We start from the raw sequence: 16,398 nt of genomic DNA, 5'->3' as shown, positions 1-16,398 counted from the left end.
ATGTCGAAGTCCGTTGTGCCTGTGGAGCGATCCATCCAGGCAAGCCGGCAACATCCTGAATCTGGTCAAGACACAGAGGAATCGCATCAGCAGAAATTTCCCCTACCCATTAAGCCAACCACTCGACCTCTAAGAAATTTGCGTATCTCATCGGGTTCAAGCAGTTCCGCCATAAAAACTTCGCCTGTCAAGACCTTGTGCCTCCTGCTGCTGGCAGGATTTTGTTTTTCTCTGTGTCTGCAATTCAGTCACCTGCGCTTCTGGTGGGGCAGTGCGGGAGGCATTGCACTCCATGCACCAACAATGACCACCTTGGATGCCTATCACTATCTCACTATCACCAGGCAGCTACTGAACCGGCAGAATGTCAGTTCGGCCGGCTCGTCTGAAGGTGGCCGGCATCTCCAAGAGATACCTCTGTTGGCAACCATCACCGCGGCCATTCACAAGTGGACCGATCTTTCCATCGAACAGGTGGCTTTTTACCTGCCGCCAGTTTTGGGCTCACTTATGGTCATCGTCTACACCTGCTGGGGATACACCATATCCGGCCCCGTTACGGCCCTGCTCAGCAGTCTGGCGGGAGTTTCCAGTTTCTACTGGTATAGCCGTACCTGTCTCGGGCGCTTTGACACCGATAGTTTGAATCCCTTCTTCGTTTTTCTGATTCTTTTTTGCGTTTATCGATTTGCCGTCGATAAAGGGCGCACCAGGATTCTTTACCTGTTATCGGCCCTCATGACAGCCCACATGTTCCATTTATGGTGGCTGCAAGTCCCCTACTTCGGGTTTTTTCTGGCCATATTGGCGTATTGCCTGAGCGTTTTCCTGCCTTCCTCCAAAGTGGAGCGAGCCATCAAAATGGCTCTCATTTTCCTGGTCGGATCAGCCGTTTTCTATGCCTTAAGTGGTTTCAGTGAGTCATTGCCCCATCAGCTGAAAGGTTTCATTAATGGGTACGCAGGGCAGTTGGGTCTCATTGGCAACAAAGCTGCCTTGATTTCAACTTTTCCCAATATCGGCTTGTCCATCAGCGAGCTGCAGCCTCTACCCCTGCCACTGATTATCGAGCAAACGGGGGGGCATGCGGTGCCTTTTGCCATTGCGCTCATCGGGCTGTTTTTTCTTGGCGGGAAAAATAAGGAAGCAGCCGCTTTTCTGGGCATCGGGCTGATTGTTGCCCTGCTCAGTGTACTGGCAAGGAGATTTCTCATTTTTTTCATTCCGCTTTATGCGTTGGGGATGGGCTACTTCGTGGGCGAAATTTGTTTTAGGAGCACACTGCTGGCGAAGATTCCAAGTAACTTCTTGAAATGGGGCTTGCTCTTACTGGTTTCGGTTGCGCTGCTCCTGCCCAGTGTCTCCATGAGCTTCTCCAGGCACAGAGGCCCTACGCTCACGAAGCACGACATGGCCCTGGCCCAAGTCATCAAGGAACGAGCAGCACCCCGGGATTTGATCTGGACATGGTGGGATTATGGATATTTCCTGCACTATCATACGGGCCTTAAGACATTTGTCGACGGTGGCTCTCAAACCGGCGAAAGAAGCTACATTGCGGCATTTCCTTTGAGTTGCGGTAATCCCCTTTTGGCACGGAATTGGATACGTTTTTTTGCCGCCCATGATTTACAGGGACTACGCGAAGTGGAATCCTTTGTGGGATCCCGAAAAAAAGCCCTGGCTTTTCTGCAGAACATTCTTGCTCGTCCGGACAATGCGGAAACCTTCCTCAAGCAATATGGGATACAAAATGTGCAAGGCTGGAAGGAATTTTTTTTCCCGAGCGTGAAGGTGTGGCTCTTCCTCAATGAGGATTTCATCAACAAGACTTACTGGTGGTATTATTTTGGCACATGGGATCCGATGCAAGGGAGCGGAGCCCATCCGCTGTTCCGGCTGTTAGGGGGGCAGTCGACTCAACAGATCCGCACAACCTGCACGACAGGAAACAGTGAAGGTGCGCTCAAGGTTGATGCCATTCTGTACGTCAGCGTAGCGGAGGGGACACCCGGGAACCAGGCAAGCCTGGTTGCCTGCGGAGAAGAAAAGAGGCGACTCCCGTTTCAGCACACAGGTCACGAATCGGTTAAAGGCATTGACCTGGTTGCTGTCGTGCTCCAGGGTTCCGATGTGGTCTACGTTGTGGAATCAGCAGTCCTGCAATCATTGGCCGCCCGGCTCGTCTTCGGTTCGCCCTGGGACACGGCAGGATTCCAGTCCATCGGTTATGCTGCGCCACTGAGTGGTGTTTGGAGAGTCGAATAAAGGCTCATTATCTTTTCTGAAACCGTTTGAATGCGGAACAGGCCGTTGAAGCGTTGACGAGCTCGATGACCCATCTCCAAACGCACTGCAGGATTGTTGAGCAGCGCCTTGATCCCCTCCGCCAAAGCGGCTGCGTCGGCCGAGCGCACCACCAGGCCCGTTTCCCCTGCCACGTTGACCCAGTTGACACCGGAACCTTCGATGTCCGTTGTGATCAACGGCTTGCCGAATGTCATGGCCTCCAGGAGCACAATCCCAAAGGATTCTGTTCGTTCGATGGAGGGCAGACAGAAGAGGTCACAAGCGGCCATCAGGCTATGAAGTTCCTTATCGGACAAAGAACCGGGCAGGAAAAATCGGTTGTCGAGGCCCGCCTGCACAATTTTGTCGATCATCGTGTTGCGCAAAGGGCCGTCTCCCACAATGACAAAGCTTGCTTCAGGGACATCTGCAGCCGCACGGATCAGGTATTGAAACCCTTTGTAGTAGGTGAAGCGACCCGCCGAGAGAATCAGGAAATGACCGAATTTGCGTTTCACCCTCCTGATTTCCTCCGTGTCAGGGCAGTAGATGCGATCCGGATTCAGCCCCAGGGGAATAACCGCAGTTTTCCCCCTAAATGCTTGCAGGCATTCACTTCCATGCAAGTAATTCTCAGAGGAAACGATCACTGCCTGCGCCCGCTCCAACAGCTTCCTCTCAAGGATCCGGTACGCCGGATAGAATAGCGAGAGCCTCTTGTCCACCTTCGAGGGCACTACGTCGGACTGCCATTGCATCACGACGGGAGCTCTGGTGTTGATGAGCAGGATCCAGAAAGCCGACAGGTTGGGAAGATGCAAATGAATGATTTCCGGTTGTACGCCGGAAATGGCTTTCGCCAGATGATAACCGAAAGTGGGCGCCAGGGGAGCGTAAACCAGTTGGCCCAAGGAGAGTGTCCTGGTGACGGAAACGTCCTTAACCGTCTCATGACCGGTCAGCTCCAGCCCATGATGGTTGTGGGCGATGACCGAAGCATTGAGGCCGCTGGCTGTTTGCTGCAAAACCAGGTCGGTGAGAAAATTTTCCATTCCCCCGTGGTACGGATAAAAGAATTTTCCAACGTGAAGGATCTTCATAGCATGCGAAGTTTGAAGGTCAGCCACCACCCTACAACATCTTTTCAAAAACATTGAGTGTTTGACGCGCCGTCTTTTCCCATGAAAATAGAGCGGCCCGGGCCAGTCCCTGGTGAGAAAGTCGTTCTCGCCACGGTTTATCCGAGGCAACTTGTTGCAAAAGCTTTCCCAGACCCTCCCAGTCTTTGGGGTCATCGAGATACACAGCAGCATCACCGGCCACTTCCGGAATGCTCGCCGCGCGACTGCAAATGACCGGGCAACCGCACGCCATCGCCTCCAGGATGGGCAGGCCGAAGCCTTCGTATAAACTGGGATAGATCAGAGCTGTCGCACCTGAATAGAGACCGGCGAGGTCTTCGTTGGGCACATATCCCAGTGGGATTACCCGCCCCTGGCAGGTCTTCTTCTGCGTCCATCCGGACCAGCCCACAACCACCAGGGGGATGTTTAAACCGGCCGCTTGCAGGGCCAAGGGAATAATCCCCATGTTCTTGCGAGGATCTCCCGAACCCACGGCAATAAAGTAATTTTCGGCAAGTGCATAGCGTTTCCTTATCGTATCCACAACGTTACGATCGGTGGGATAAAAAATGCTCGAATCATGTGCAAGGGGGACGACCCCGATTCTGTTGGCTTCGATGCCCAAGTAATGCACGATTTCGTCCTTGATAAACCGGGAGTCTGTCAGAAATTGCTCCACCAGCGCGCAGCGCCGGCGCATGAAGATGCGCGAAAACAGAACTCTTTCTCGAGGATGGAACTGGGGGAACCGAATCAAAGAGAGGTCGTGCAGCGTGAAAACCGTTTTTACCCCGCCGGGAGGCCGAAATGGGAAAAAAGCCGCTTCGTGATAAACATCATAATTTTTGGCGGCCTTCCTGAAGTACAGCTCCCTTTGCCAGTGGGAAAGCATCCTCAACGCCAGAGCGGGATAGGCCGGCAGCTTCCAAAACAGGTCCACGTGCGACGTCCATCGGCCAATATTCGAGGGGCCGGCCGGGCGTCGGCAGGCACTTCGTGTTCCGTCGAAGTAGCCTAATCGGACCCGGTCTGCACATTGTTCCTCCAGCCGGGCGTACAGACAATCGAGGTATCTACTGATTCCCGTGCTGATGTTCAACAAGGGAATGGCATTGACCAGAATATTCACAAAATTCTATCTTATCCTTGCTGATCGTCTAGCTGTGATAATGACTATGTGGTGAAAGCTGCTCACCTGAGCCACAATTTATCCCTGTATCCGGACAACACCCATCACCCAGCCCACCGAGGAGGCGAGGCCCAATCTCTTTAGTTGAATCCCTGAAGTGGTTACCTTCTTACCTCAAAACCCAGACAATATCAATTATCGTGCGGCTTGAAGCGCTTTGGATTCTCTTTATCAAAAACCGTCTCTATGACCTCTATGACTTGCTTTTCTCAGCAATTTATGCGAGGACCAAGGCGAAACGAGGACCAAACAATAACCACTTTTCGTTGGTGCCAGCCGGTAATCATCGGCGGCATGATTGTAGTTCGATCCCGAGGCAATAAAACAGCTACCAGTTGTTTTGTGTCAACTTGCGGGTGGGACGCAGGCAGGAGAAGTGCCATTCTGGTTGTCATCCCCCTTAGTTTTTTGACATTGAATGTACCAAGGAAATAGCAATGACGGAAGTGACCAATCAAAACATCAAGGTGTCGGATTTGATGACTCTCGTCAGGAAAGAGGCAGAACAGCGACGAAAAGAGAAACTGGAGTCGCGGAACTTCCCAATTCATTTGAGCCTGCCACGGCTCAATTCGCAGCAAAGGATAAGCGCGAAGCCCGGTGGCTATCACCTCAATGATTTCCTGCAGTTTCACGACAGGGACTTCATTGTCAATGCCTATCGCGGACTTCTCCTGCGCGACCCCGACATCCCCAGCCTGGATTATTACCTTGCACGACTGAGGGATGCAAGCCAGTCGAAGACAGAGATTCTTGGCCGCCTCCGTTTCTCACCCGAGGGTCGTCTGAAAGGCGTCAAGGTTTCCGGACTGATCATTCCCCTGACCGCGACCATGCTCTACAAGATACCCATAATTGGCTGGATTATACGGGTCATAACGGGAATCTTGAGGTTACCTGTCATCATAAGAAATATGTCTCGTTTTGAAGCTCATACGATGATGCTTGCCGGCCAGCACCGCAACACGTTTAACCAACTTTCAGAAAGGATCGAGGGCGCATGGGAGCAGCTTGGCCGCCAAATGCAAACTCTTTACGAGGGAAGATTTAAGCCCGGTGACCTGGATGAGATAGTATCTCAGCTGGGAATTATCGAGAAAGAATTGCAGGCGTTGCGTGACAGCCAAATGAAAACCGCAAAGAAAGTAGAGGCGCTGCGCAACAATCAGATCGATCGAGAGAAACAGGATCTTCTCATGGAATTTATCGACAGGGTTAAGGTACTGGAAGATTCTCTCGTTCTCAAAGCAGACACTTATGAAGTGAATCAACTGAAGGATTCCACTGCCGCCGCAATAGTCGACAAAGCAGACAGTTATGAAGTGAACCGGATAAAGGAAGAATTTACTGCTGCCATAGCCAATAAGGCCGATGCCCATGAAATCGTTGAACTGCGCGACGGCCTCTTGGCAATGTTGGCCGACAAAGCGAACAGCCAAGAGTTTACTGAGATCAGGGATAGACTGGATGCTTTCAGCAGAGCTCTTGCGGAACTGGATGTCAAGGACTCGACAATTCACAAGCTGCTCACCCGTCAAAAACGCGATATTATTCTGCAGGAAAGACGCATCAATTTCATCTTAGAAGAGGCCAGAGCGCGATTGCCCGAACCTTTCGACAAAGAGCAGTTGAACAAGTTGGACAACGAATACCAGCATCGCTTGGATGCGCTTTATGTGAGCTTCGAGGATGAATTTCGTGGCACACGGGAAGAGATCAAGGAACGTGCCAGGATATACCTTCCAATCGTTACGGAAGCCGGCGCAGGAACGCAGGAACGGCCCATTTTGGATATCGGCTGCGGCCGGGGAGAATGGCTGGAATTATTGCATGAAGAAGGGCTAACCGCGTTCGGCATTGACCTGAACCGGGTATTGGTTCAACAATGTGCTGATATCGGTTTAACAGTATATGAAGCGGAGGCCCTTTGCTATTTGCGCGAATCACCCGACAACAGCCTGGGTGCCATAACGGGGATCCACATCATCGAGCACTTGTCCTTCGATAATCTGGTGGCCCTGCTGGATGAATGCCTCCGGGCCCTGAAGCCAGGTGGGTTGCTGATATTCGAGACTCCCAATCCGGAGAATTTAATCGTCGGAGCATGCAATTTTTACTTTGATCCGACTCACTTGAGACCTCTTCCACCTCCCTCCATGGAATATATGCTGGAAACAAGGGGCTTCCTCAACTTAAAGATCATTCGCCAGAATCCCATGTCGCCTGAAATGTTTGCCAAGCCATCCTTGGCACTCGATTCTAATCCACTGTTGGAATTTTTTCTCAAGGAACAAGATTACGCTATCCTCGGTTACAAGCCATAAGGCTTTGTTATTAATATGGGATCACTGGCAGGCCGAAAGAGAGTATAACGGATGCATGTATTGCTCGCGCATGAACGCTTCTTGTTTCGATTTGGTGTGGACCGAGTGCTGATCCTGTATGGCATTGGACTCAAAGCCCTCGGTTGGACGATTTCGGTGATTGCAAACCGGCTCGATCAGGATGTCATTGAAACATTTGCCGACCAAGTCATTTGGGTGCCGGAAAGTCCCGAATATAAGGATGGCAATGAATTCACCCTCAAATGGCTGGAGGAGCATTGGGAAATCCTTTTTCCAGTAAAGACAAACGGCCCCGATGTCATCATAGTGGGAGGCTGGCCCTTTGTTAGCTCTGTCCCGTTCTGGAAAAAGAAGGGGATCAAGGTGGTTTTTTCAGATCACGGAGTGGTTCCAACAACGGGTTACGCCGGCTATCATTTGGAGGTTTTGCAAAAATTACAGCGGCTTCGCCGAGAAAATATGCCATGGTGCGATGCTGTAATAGCAGTCAGCAATTTTATTCGCACCTCCCAGAGCAATCCGGATGCCGGTGACACTGTCGAGAAGATCACAGTACATAACGGCGCCGACCATATGGACTGCGCCATCTGGCAGGAAGTGAATGCAGCCGGTACACGCAAGGCAAAGGAAGCTCTGGAGAACATCGTCAGGCAAAAGAGTGAAGGCAAAAAGTTTGTCTTGAGTTTAGGGCGATGGGAAGAGGGAAATTATAAAAACTGCAGCACGCTCTTTGACATTGTCGGACAAATTGCCGGCGTCATTCCTGATCTTGAGGTGGGGGTGCTGGCCAGGACGGAGGATATTACTATTCCGCCCGATCTTGAGGAAATCATAGTCCCTCTCGACTTTCCGGGAGACGATCAGCTCCAGGAACTCATGGGGCATGCTGATCTGGGGCTTTCGGTATCGCTTTGGGAAGGGTTCAATCTGCCTCTGGGCGAAATGCAGTGGCTCGGTCGACCGGTTCTGGCGTTTGCTATAGGCGCTCATCCGGAAGTTATCATGCACCCCTGGCTGCTTTGCAGCGATCCAGCAGAGATGGCGAGAAAATCCATCGAACTGCTGACAACCGCTGCGTTGCCGATTGATATCTCGACCGCGGCACAAACCTTCAGGAATAAGTTCACTTGGCGCAGGAGCATTGCTCGCCTGCATGACGAACTGCTCAGAATTTGTGCCACAGGAATCGCTGCCCCCGTTCCCTTCTGGGTGTTGATGGACGTCTCAAACGCTGCAAGAGATCCGGCGAACTCGGGCGTTATTCGAGTGACTCGACAGATTGCGAGGAAAATTCAAGACTATGCCAGATCCCTCTTGCTTGTCTGGGATGAAGCCCTGGAGGGCTATCGCTTTCCGACAAAGAAGGAGTATGACCAGCTGGGTGAATATAATGGTCCGAAAAGACCTGATTCTGCAGCAGTATCAACTCCGGAGGACCCGGTTTTACTGGACGACTTTCTTGCCCATTTGGAAGATCAGCCGGCCTGGCTGCTTTTTTCAGAGACCGTCGCCGAACAGTACGCACACAAAGCTCGCTCCTATGCAAAAAAGCACGGTTTTAAAATCGCCGCTGTGTTCCATGATTCGATTGCCCTGCTGCGCCCCGAACTGGTTCGTGATGAAGCGATCCGCATGAATCACCCCGCCTATATGCGAGGACTTGCCGAGTGTGATGTAATTCTGCCAAATTCACACTTTTCCGCGGCGTGCCTCAGTGATTTTTTTGCGCAGCACGAATTGAAGTCCCACAGAATTGTGCCCAATCAGCTGCCAGGTGAATTGGTGGGGCGCCCTCGCACCTCCCAAGCGAACGCTTCATTGAGTGAACCGATAAAAATCCTTTGTGTCTCCACCTTGGAACCGAGGAAGAACCATGCGCAATTGATCGCCGCGTGCGAACAGCTCGGCATTTTACGACCCGATTTGGATTGGCGCTTGATTCTGATAGGAAACAAATATGCCGGGGCTTACGATCTTGCCGATTGGATTCAACGAAAATGTGAAGAAAACCCTAATATCCAATGGCTGGGAATAGTAGATGATGAGACCCTCCATGAGCATTACTCGGAATGCACATTCACGGTCTATCCTTCTGAAATTGAGGGGTTCGGCTTGCCGATTATGGAGAGCATCTGGCATGGCAAACCGTGCATATGCCACGAACAGGGTGTGATGGCAGAACTTGCAGGCGAGGGCGGCTGCTTGACAACCAATGTGACAGATTTTGGGCAGCTCTCTGAAACGATTCTACGCTTGGCTACAGATCCAGACCTTTATGCCGACCTGGTAAAACAGGCGGCGGCCAGGAGCATAAAGTCATGGGACGAATACCTCAGAGCAATGATTTTTGCCATGCTGGCGGACACCAATTTGCCCGCTTCGCAAACTATCGATAGCCACGAAAAGCAGCCATTCAGCGCTGTTAAAACGCCTTCGTTCACCGGCAAATTCAGTCGCCAAAACAAACCGTCCGCATTTTACCAAATCAATGAGCCTGTCCCCATTGATGCGGACAGAATACAAAAGAAGCGGATTCTTGTTTGTTCCAATTTTTATCCTCCCCATTTTATTGGTGGAGCCGAGCTAATCGCCCACTATCAGGCCAAAGAGTTTTGTAAACAAGGGCACCAGGTAGAAGTATTTGCAGGAAAATCCGAAGCGAAGGGTGACCGGCATGCAATTTACACGGAAGATTACGAGGGAATAAGAGTCCACCGGGTAGTGCTCACCCCGGAAGATTTTGACCTATCCCGTGAAGACTTCCGAAAGGCCAAAGTCGAACATCACTTTACGGGGATACTAAAGCAATTTCAACCGGATATAATCCATTTTCACAATATGACGGGACTGGCTCCGGCATTGCTTCGAGTGGCCGGGAAACACGCCTGTTTCACTGCTTTAACCGTGCATGATTATTGGGGTTTTTGTCACAAGAACACGTTGGAGAAAGAACCCTCATCACTGTGTACATCGATGAATGAATGCCACAATTGTCTACCCGCCATCCAGCTGGAGAGCGGTCAACAGGTGCCTGTGTCCCTCAGGCAGAGCTATCTGCGCTACCTTTTTGATTCGGTAGATGCCATCGTTTCCCCCTCCGGTTATTTGGCCAGGACCTACGTACGCGCAGGCTTCCCCGCGGCAAAGATGCATGTCGTCTGGAATGGCATCGACCTGGATCGATTCGCTTCGGTAGCAAAGGCAGCCTCTCCCGATCAATGCCGTTTCACCTTCATCGGGCATTTTGGCAGACACAAAGGGCTGCATGTTCTCTTGGAAGCCCTGCTCTATCTGACCAATCGCAAAAAGATCCGGCTGAATTTGGTTGGTGACGGAGAGGAGCGACGCAACCTGGAGATGTTTGTCAAAGAGCATGGTCTGCAAGAAACCATCCGGTTCTGGGGCAAGGTAGACAATGCGAGAATCGAGGAGGTGCTTTCTCAAACCGACGTTCTGGTTTTGCCTTCCGTTTGGCCGGAGAACCAACCGGTTAGCATTACCGAGGCCATGGCATCCCGTACGCCGGTGATCGCAACCAACATTGGTGGAATCCCGGAATTGATTGAAGACAGCAAGAGCGGAATGCTGTTTGAGCTAGGCAACAGCAAACAACTTGCTGAAAAAATGGACTTTCTGGCAGCCAATCCCAGGGTGATCGAAGAACTTGGTGAACAAGCTTATCGACGCATCGCCAATTTCACCTATTCCAAGCAGATTCAGCGTTTGCTGAGTGTTTATCAGGGCAGTGGGGGAACTCCCTGCAGCCATGAGGCTGTGCCTCCAACTCCCCTGGTTGCCATGGATTTTGCGGAAGGGATAGAGCCGGTGGCAGAACAATTTTTAAAAGAGAACGTCGCACGGTCGTTGAGCGCTCATTTTGTGTTGGCAAAATGGCTGGATGCCGAGGACCTTCCCGAAGCACGCTTTGCGTGGCTGACGGGAGCATCCGATCACAATGACCGGCTTGCACAATATCTTCAGGCCCATTTGCCAATTCTGGTTCCGGCATCGGATCAGAAATTAGTTGAACTCTGTGAAGCAGGCAACTGCGGTCTCTATTATCGTGACATAGAGGAACTTGAAGTGTGCCTCGAGTTACTCCTGGACCACCCTGCAATTGCCAAAGAACTTGGCAGATGCGCCTTCACGCTCATTTCTCAATTAGTCGGATAAGCTCGTCAACTGTGCCTTTGGGCAAGGGATGCGTCATCCACGGCAGTGCCTCCAGCATGTTCAACAGCAACATGAGGTTTCAATCGCGATAAACCGATAAAGCCATAATCGGCAGCACTGACTACCTCGAACGACTTCACGGTGTCATTCCATTGGTAGCAATCAAGAACGTGGGACTCGGACTTGTGGGCAGCGACTGTCAAGGTGTATTTTCCCGGTCCGATGTTGAGCTCATCGATAATATACTTCACCCTGTATTTTTCTCCTCGCCTCATGTTGAGGGGAAAATTTTGATAATAGGTGTTGGTGCCAAAAATGTCCTGCCCAAATTTATCTCTAATGAGAATGCCGACGGTAAGATCGTCCACCTTTTCATTAGCCTTAAGATCGATCAGAATGTTGCAAGGTCTGCCCGTGACAAAGCACTCGGCACCGTCTCCTTGTTCGTTGGTCAATTGAACATCACAAATTTCCACCTTGAAGTTGCCATAGGATTGAGTTTCACCCGCTTCATTGGTCTGAATGCGAATTTCCTGCCGCTCGGATTTTTTTGCGAGCAGGAAATTATAGGCCGCAATCACCCCGTCCGGCCCACCTCGCTCAACAATCGAGCCATGATCCAACAACAGTGCCTCGTCGCAAAAAACCTTCACAGCATTCATGTCATGTGAGACGAAAACGATGGATCCTCCCCGTATCTTGAACTCTTTGATTCTTTGCATGCACTTTTGCTGAAAGTAAGCATCCCCAACCGACAGGGCTTCATCCACCACAAATGCCTTCGGTTCAGCATGTATGGCCACTGAAAACGCCAGACGCATGATCATTCCACTTGAATAGGTCTTCAAAGGCCTTTGAATAAACTGGCCCAATTCGGTGAAGTCAATGATTTGACTTAATTTATTACGAATCTCATGCTTATTCATGCCGAGCAGGGTACCGTTCAGGTAAATATTCTCCAGGCCGCTGCACTCCATATTAAACCCTGTGCCCAACTCGAGCAGGCCGGTTATTTTTCCGTCAATGTCAATTTCCCCGCTATCCGGATGAAGAATGCCTGTCAAAATCTTCAGAAGGGTGGATTTCCCCGCTCCGTTCTGTCCAATGATGCCAAGGGTTTTCCCGGAATCGACTTGAAAACTGATCCCTGTGAGAGCTGCAAACTCCTGGCAGTACTGCCTGCGGGTTATGATCTCCTTGAGCCGCTCGGTGGGGGAATTGTACAATTTAAAGGTCTTGGATAAATTAGTGACTTTGATCATGTTGTGACCCAAAACCAATACCGGCGCGGCATTGATCAGCAACGAAGCGTAAGTCGGAATCAACCATTTCCTGCACTAAATCCGTAAAGGATCGATCATAATTCCAGCCCATGACGTTTTGAGCTTTTGAGCAATCGCCCATCAGCACATCGACCTCCGCCGGGCGAAAAAATCGTTCGTCCACGACGACGTAATCTTCGTAATGGAGACCGGCGTGAGAAAAGGCAATGTCGCAAAACTCCCGCACCGTATGACAGCTTCCTGTGCTGATAACATAGTCATCGGGTTGTTCCTGTTGCAGCATGAGCCACATGGCTCTTACGTAATCGGCCGCATGGCCCCAGTCACGTTTGGCCTCGAGGTTGCCAAGACGCAATTGGCTGTCAAGTCCGAGCTTGATCCTTGCCAGCTGGTGAGAAATTTTGCGCGTGACGAATTCAAATCCCCGCCGTGGAGACTCATGATTATACAGTATGCCACATGAAGCGTGTAGCCCGTAGGCTTCGCGATAATTGCGGGTGAGGTGAAACCCCGCGACCTTGGAAATGCCGTAGGACGATCTGGGGTGAAAAGGGGTTTGTTCATTTTGGGGCACCTCCGCAGCCTTGCCAAACATTTCGCTGGATGCAGCAAAATAAAACCGGCAGCGAGGAGCCGCCTCCTTGATTGCCGAGAGCATGTAATGCGTGCCATTGATGTTGGTGTTCAATGTCGAAAATTCATCCTCAAAGGAGTAGCTCACGAAGCTCTGTGCAGCCAGGTGGTAACACTCGGCCGGTTGAACCTGGCGGACCACGTTGAACAGGCTTGGATAACTCTCCAGGGAGGCCGAGTGCAGATGGATGTCTTCAAGCAGATGTCTGATCCTCCACATGCGGTGTTGGGGGTCCTCAAGCGCAACCCGCCGCACTATCCCGTGCACCTGGTATCCTTCACCAAGGAGAAGCTCCGCCAGATAGGAACCATCTTGACCGGTAATACCCGTGATCAAAGCCTTTTTCATGAATCATGCTCCGTAGTGGAATTCGGTTCGCAAACACTGAATGGTTGCTGGCTCCCGGTTAAACTTCAAAAGTTAACCGCGGTGGAAAAGAAACTGAGTCAATTGCCTGACGTAATCAGCAAAAACCCTCGCAGACTTTATAGCCGCATAGCCGCCAGGGTTAACGAAGCTTTTTCAGAAGAGGGAAGAGGTAAAATACGCCGCTCAGAAAAATCGCGCTGTAAATGAGCAATAAGTAAACTTTTTCATGTTGCTCCATTTTCGTCCAGGAAAGGTACGTCACCGCCATCATCAACCCCGTCCAACACAGCAACCCAATCACCGCTATCATAGAAAATCTCTTACATCTTTCTCAAGACTGCGAAAAATGAGATAGGAAATCATAACCAAAACGTGTGTCAAAAGCGTAAGCACCATGAGTGACCGATATGAAGGATCATCATTGAACACGAATATCCTCTGGTAGGATTCCACCAGAATATAGGCCGGATTAAACACCAATATCTTCTCAATCACGTCAGGCAATATGTCACGCACGTAAATGATCGGCGTGAACCAAAACCAGAATTGAAGAACGACGCCTACGATTTCCTTGACGTCACGAATGAAGACCGTCAGTGTTGCCGCCAGCAGGCCGATCCCAAAAGTCAACAGTTGCTGCAGATAATAGATGAAGGGCACCAGGAAAATGTTCAGGTTGAATTGGTAGTCGGTGAGCAAAAGAAAAATGAAGAAAAAGACCATGGAAAATATAAAGGTTACTGTCTCTGATAAAATGATGTAAATCAAAAGCGAAGGCAATGAGATGTTGATTTTGGAAATGAGGTGCTTTTTCTCCAGGAAAACGTTGGAACAGCGACTAATGGCTCCGGCAAAGGCGGCCCATGGAACCAGTCCCACTGTCAAATAAACGCTGTAAGCATAGACATTGGAAGTTCCGGGAAGTCGTCCTCCCATCATTTTACCAAATATGACGATGTAAATGAGCAGGTTGACCAGGGGCCAGATGAGTGCCCACACCGCGCCAAGAAGCGAACCGGCGAACCGTTCGGAAAAATCCCTTTTGGTTAATTCCCATACCAGCGAAACGTTGAACATTTAAAAGGTCTCTGTCGCCCTCTTATTTTCTCTCAGATTGTACAACCAACCCGGGGAGTCAGACAACCAAGCATAATGCATCAAATCCGGGGCGACGCACAATTAACAGATCTCAGGAATTAGAGCAAGGCCATCTTGCCGGCTGAACCCGTTGTCAATCAACTGATCGAGAATTATCCACCATAAAGCGTGCGAATGAGGGTTGCTTGATGGGGCTCTGCTGGTCGCTTTACCACCAGATCGACAAAAAGCTCAAGGCAGCTCCCCCATTTCGGCAGACCGCCGGCGAACGAGAGGCTCCAGGAAATCGTAAGCCCGCCGGGCGGCGGCCACTCCCTCGTGGCTGTGGCGGCTCAGTTCCACGTGCACTCCCCCTTGGTAGTCTGCATCATCCAATGCCCTGATAATGGGAGGAAAATCCATTTCACCTTGACCGAACATGAGGTGCTCATGCACACCCATTCGCATGTCTTCGATATGAACGTTCACAATCCTGTGCCCCCAGCGTGAGATGTGCGCGGCGATGGGCGTTTCTCCCGAACAGTGCAGATGGCCCACATCGAGTGTCAGTTGAAAGTATGGACTGTCGAGAAAACCTGACAATTTTTGGAAACGGTCCATGGTATCGATAAACATCCCCGGCTCGGGCTCAAAACCTAGCACAACTCCGCGTCGGACGGCGTACTCCAACACTCGCCCCAATCCTCGCACCAGCCGGGAAAATCCTTGATCCTCGGGAATCGGCTCGCGCAGACTTCCGGACCATAAGGAAACACAGTCACTGCCAAGCTCTTTGGCAATATCAATGGTGCGGCGATAAAAATCGATGCGCAGGTTCCTTTCTTCCACATTGGCTGCCATCAGTGTCGGTTCATGCTTGACCCTTGGATTCAATAGGAACCGGGCACCCGTCTCCAAGACCGAGCGCAACCCCTTGCACCCAAGGTTCGCACCCAGCCGGCGGATGTGCTTGTTCAGCCTTGGTCCATAAGGATTCAAACTATGCTGATCAATGGTGATGGCAACACTTTGGTAACCGATTTCCGCCAGGATTTCGACAGCGTCGAATAAGTCGTGGTGCGCCAAACCGTTGGTGTTGTACCCGAGCAGCATGTTACCCCTCAGTCAAACCATGAGATGACGAGCAAAAATTGCCGGCCACCAATGATGGCTGGCGGTGTCGATGTCTTTCCACCAAGGATCACTCCCCCGCAGCGGCCTGTCGCACCCACTGTTTGAGGCCGTCTGCCTGGCGATTGTTTACGTTCCGCTGCACCAAGATGTCGGTCGCATTGACCTTCTTGCCGTAATAGGCTTCATTGAGCCCGTCTCGTGTGGCGACCACCGCTCCATCCAGAGAAACACCGCCAAAAAGCCCTTTAGAACGGGAAAAGCTTATGATATCGGCACTGAGGTTGGCGGTGGCTGCGGCGGCACCGGCCCCAACCGGTCCCACGGCCAGGCCGACATCCGCCCCAAGCTTCAGACTGTTGCTCAGGAAGGCCGTTACTCCGCGCCCGGTCATAGCCAGCAGAACCACCTCCGAGGCGGTTCCCCCCGCCTGCAAACCAAAACTCGCCCCACCTATGGTGTAGAAGGCGGGACCATACCACTCATTGCTTTTGTCGTCACGCGCCAGCATGACGCCGCTACCGCCCGATGCCCCGATAATGAAAGCTCCCTTCAGCACTTGAGGTGCAATAAACACCCCTTTCGCCGTTTTCATTAGATCTCGAAAAGCACCCATCTCTTCAGCGTTTTCAAAGTTTTGGAATGTCATTGCTGCCTTTTGCACAAGCTGAATCGATTCCGTAGCATCGTCCGCCAAGACTTGGGCACCCCAGCTTAACAGCACCAAAACCGTCAATAAAGCACCCGCAAGACTCCTTGACCTCGTGTAGAACCGCTCCATCCC

The 16,398-nt window shown here is 51.2% G+C and carries 10 protein-coding genes; 3 read left to right on the top strand and 7 right to left on the bottom strand.

All coding sequences use genetic code 11. The annotated features are described in order from the left end of the window. On the top strand, nt 1-2,268 hold the full coding sequence (locus tag K1V27_RS05185) for an STT3 domain-containing protein (RefSeq protein ID WP_258928493.1): 2,268 nt from the start codon (nt 1-3) through the stop codon (nt 2,266-2,268). Here the strand turns inward: K1V27_RS05185 and K1V27_RS05180 are convergent. Both K1V27_RS05180 and K1V27_RS05175 read right to left on the bottom strand, forming a co-directional pair. Further along, on the bottom strand, nt 2,229-3,416 hold the full coding sequence (locus tag K1V27_RS05180; RefSeq protein WP_258928492.1) for a glycosyltransferase: 1,188 nt from the start codon (nt 3,414-3,416) through the stop codon (nt 2,229-2,231). The genes K1V27_RS05185 and K1V27_RS05180 overlap by 40 nt on opposite strands. Nucleotides 3,417-3,420: 4 nt before the next feature. Then, entirely contained in the window at nt 3,421-4,542 is a 1,122-nt protein-coding gene (locus K1V27_RS05175; RefSeq protein ID WP_258928491.1) for a glycosyltransferase family 4 protein, read from the bottom strand. A 497-nt stretch (nt 4,543-5,039) separates the two neighbouring features. Between K1V27_RS05175 and K1V27_RS05170 the strand changes: the two genes are divergently transcribed. Then, the gene (locus K1V27_RS05170) at nt 5,040-6,926 is read left to right on the top strand and encodes a methyltransferase domain-containing protein (protein ID WP_258928490.1); all 1,887 of its coding nucleotides are present in this window, start codon (nt 5,040-5,042) and stop codon (nt 6,924-6,926) included. 51 nt (nt 6,927-6,977) lie between these two features. Beyond that, complete coding sequence (locus tag K1V27_RS05165) at nt 6,978-11,120, top strand: glycosyltransferase (RefSeq protein ID WP_258928489.1); 4,143 nt, start codon at nt 6,978-6,980, stop codon at nt 11,118-11,120. A gap of 5 nt (nt 11,121-11,125) precedes the next feature. Here the strand turns inward: K1V27_RS05165 and K1V27_RS05160 are convergent, their stop codons facing one another. From K1V27_RS05160 to K1V27_RS05140, 5 genes are all read right to left on the bottom strand, one after another. Beyond that, complete coding sequence (locus K1V27_RS05160) at nt 11,126-12,445, bottom strand: ABC transporter ATP-binding protein (RefSeq protein WP_258928488.1); 1,320 nt, start codon at nt 12,443-12,445, stop codon at nt 11,126-11,128. Beyond that, a complete protein-coding gene (locus tag K1V27_RS05155) occupies nt 12,366-13,385 on the bottom strand; it encodes a GDP-mannose 4,6-dehydratase (RefSeq protein ID WP_258928487.1) in 1,020 nt (339 codons plus the stop codon). The genes K1V27_RS05160 and K1V27_RS05155 overlap by 80 nt, the downstream gene beginning before the upstream one ends. Nucleotides 13,386-13,712: 327 nt before the next feature. After that, the gene (locus K1V27_RS05150) at nt 13,713-14,483 is read right to left on the bottom strand and encodes an ABC transporter permease (protein ID WP_258928486.1); all 771 of its coding nucleotides are present in this window, start codon (nt 14,481-14,483) and stop codon (nt 13,713-13,715) included. Nucleotides 14,484-14,735: 252 nt separating this feature from the next. After that, nucleotides 14,736-15,596, bottom strand: coding sequence for a sugar phosphate isomerase/epimerase family protein (locus tag K1V27_RS05145; protein WP_258928485.1), 861 nt, complete (start codon nt 15,594-15,596; stop codon nt 14,736-14,738). 88 nt (nt 15,597-15,684) lie between these two features. Continuing rightward, nucleotides 15,685-16,395 (bottom strand): lipid-binding SYLF domain-containing protein, encoded by a 711-nt coding sequence (locus K1V27_RS05140; RefSeq protein WP_258928484.1) that lies wholly within the window; start codon nt 16,393-16,395, stop codon nt 15,685-15,687. Between the last annotated feature and the right edge of the window lie 3 nt (nt 16,396-16,398).

It is taken from the genome of Desulfoferrobacter suflitae (assembly GCF_022603395.1).
GTDB classification, from domain to species: domain Bacteria; phylum Desulfobacterota; class Syntrophobacteria; order Syntrophobacterales; family Syntrophobacteraceae; genus Desulfoferrobacter; species Desulfoferrobacter suflitae.
This window is presented reverse-complemented; position numbering and strand designations above follow the sequence as displayed.

Coding starts and splice junctions, on each gene's coding strand:
- K1V27_RS05185 (WP_258928493.1), top strand. CDS start 1: ATGTCGAAGTCCGTTGTGCCTGTGGAGCGATCCATCCAGGCAAGCCGG.
- K1V27_RS05170 (WP_258928490.1), top strand. CDS start 5,040: ATGACGGAAGTGACCAATCAAAACATCAAGGTGTCGGATTTGATGACT.
- K1V27_RS05165 (WP_258928489.1), top strand. CDS start 6,978: ATGCATGTATTGCTCGCGCATGAACGCTTCTTGTTTCGATTTGGTGTG.
- K1V27_RS05155 (WP_258928487.1), bottom strand. CDS start 13,385: ATGAAAAAGGCTTTGATCACGGGTATTACCGGTCAAGATGGTTCCTAT.
- K1V27_RS05150 (WP_258928486.1), bottom strand. CDS start 14,483: ATGTTCAACGTTTCGCTGGTATGGGAATTAACCAAAAGGGATTTTTCC.
- K1V27_RS05145 (WP_258928485.1), bottom strand. CDS start 15,596: ATGCTGCTCGGGTACAACACCAACGGTTTGGCGCACCACGACTTATTC.
- K1V27_RS05140 (WP_258928484.1), bottom strand. CDS start 16,395: ATGGAGCGGTTCTACACGAGGTCAAGGAGTCTTGCGGGTGCTTTATTG.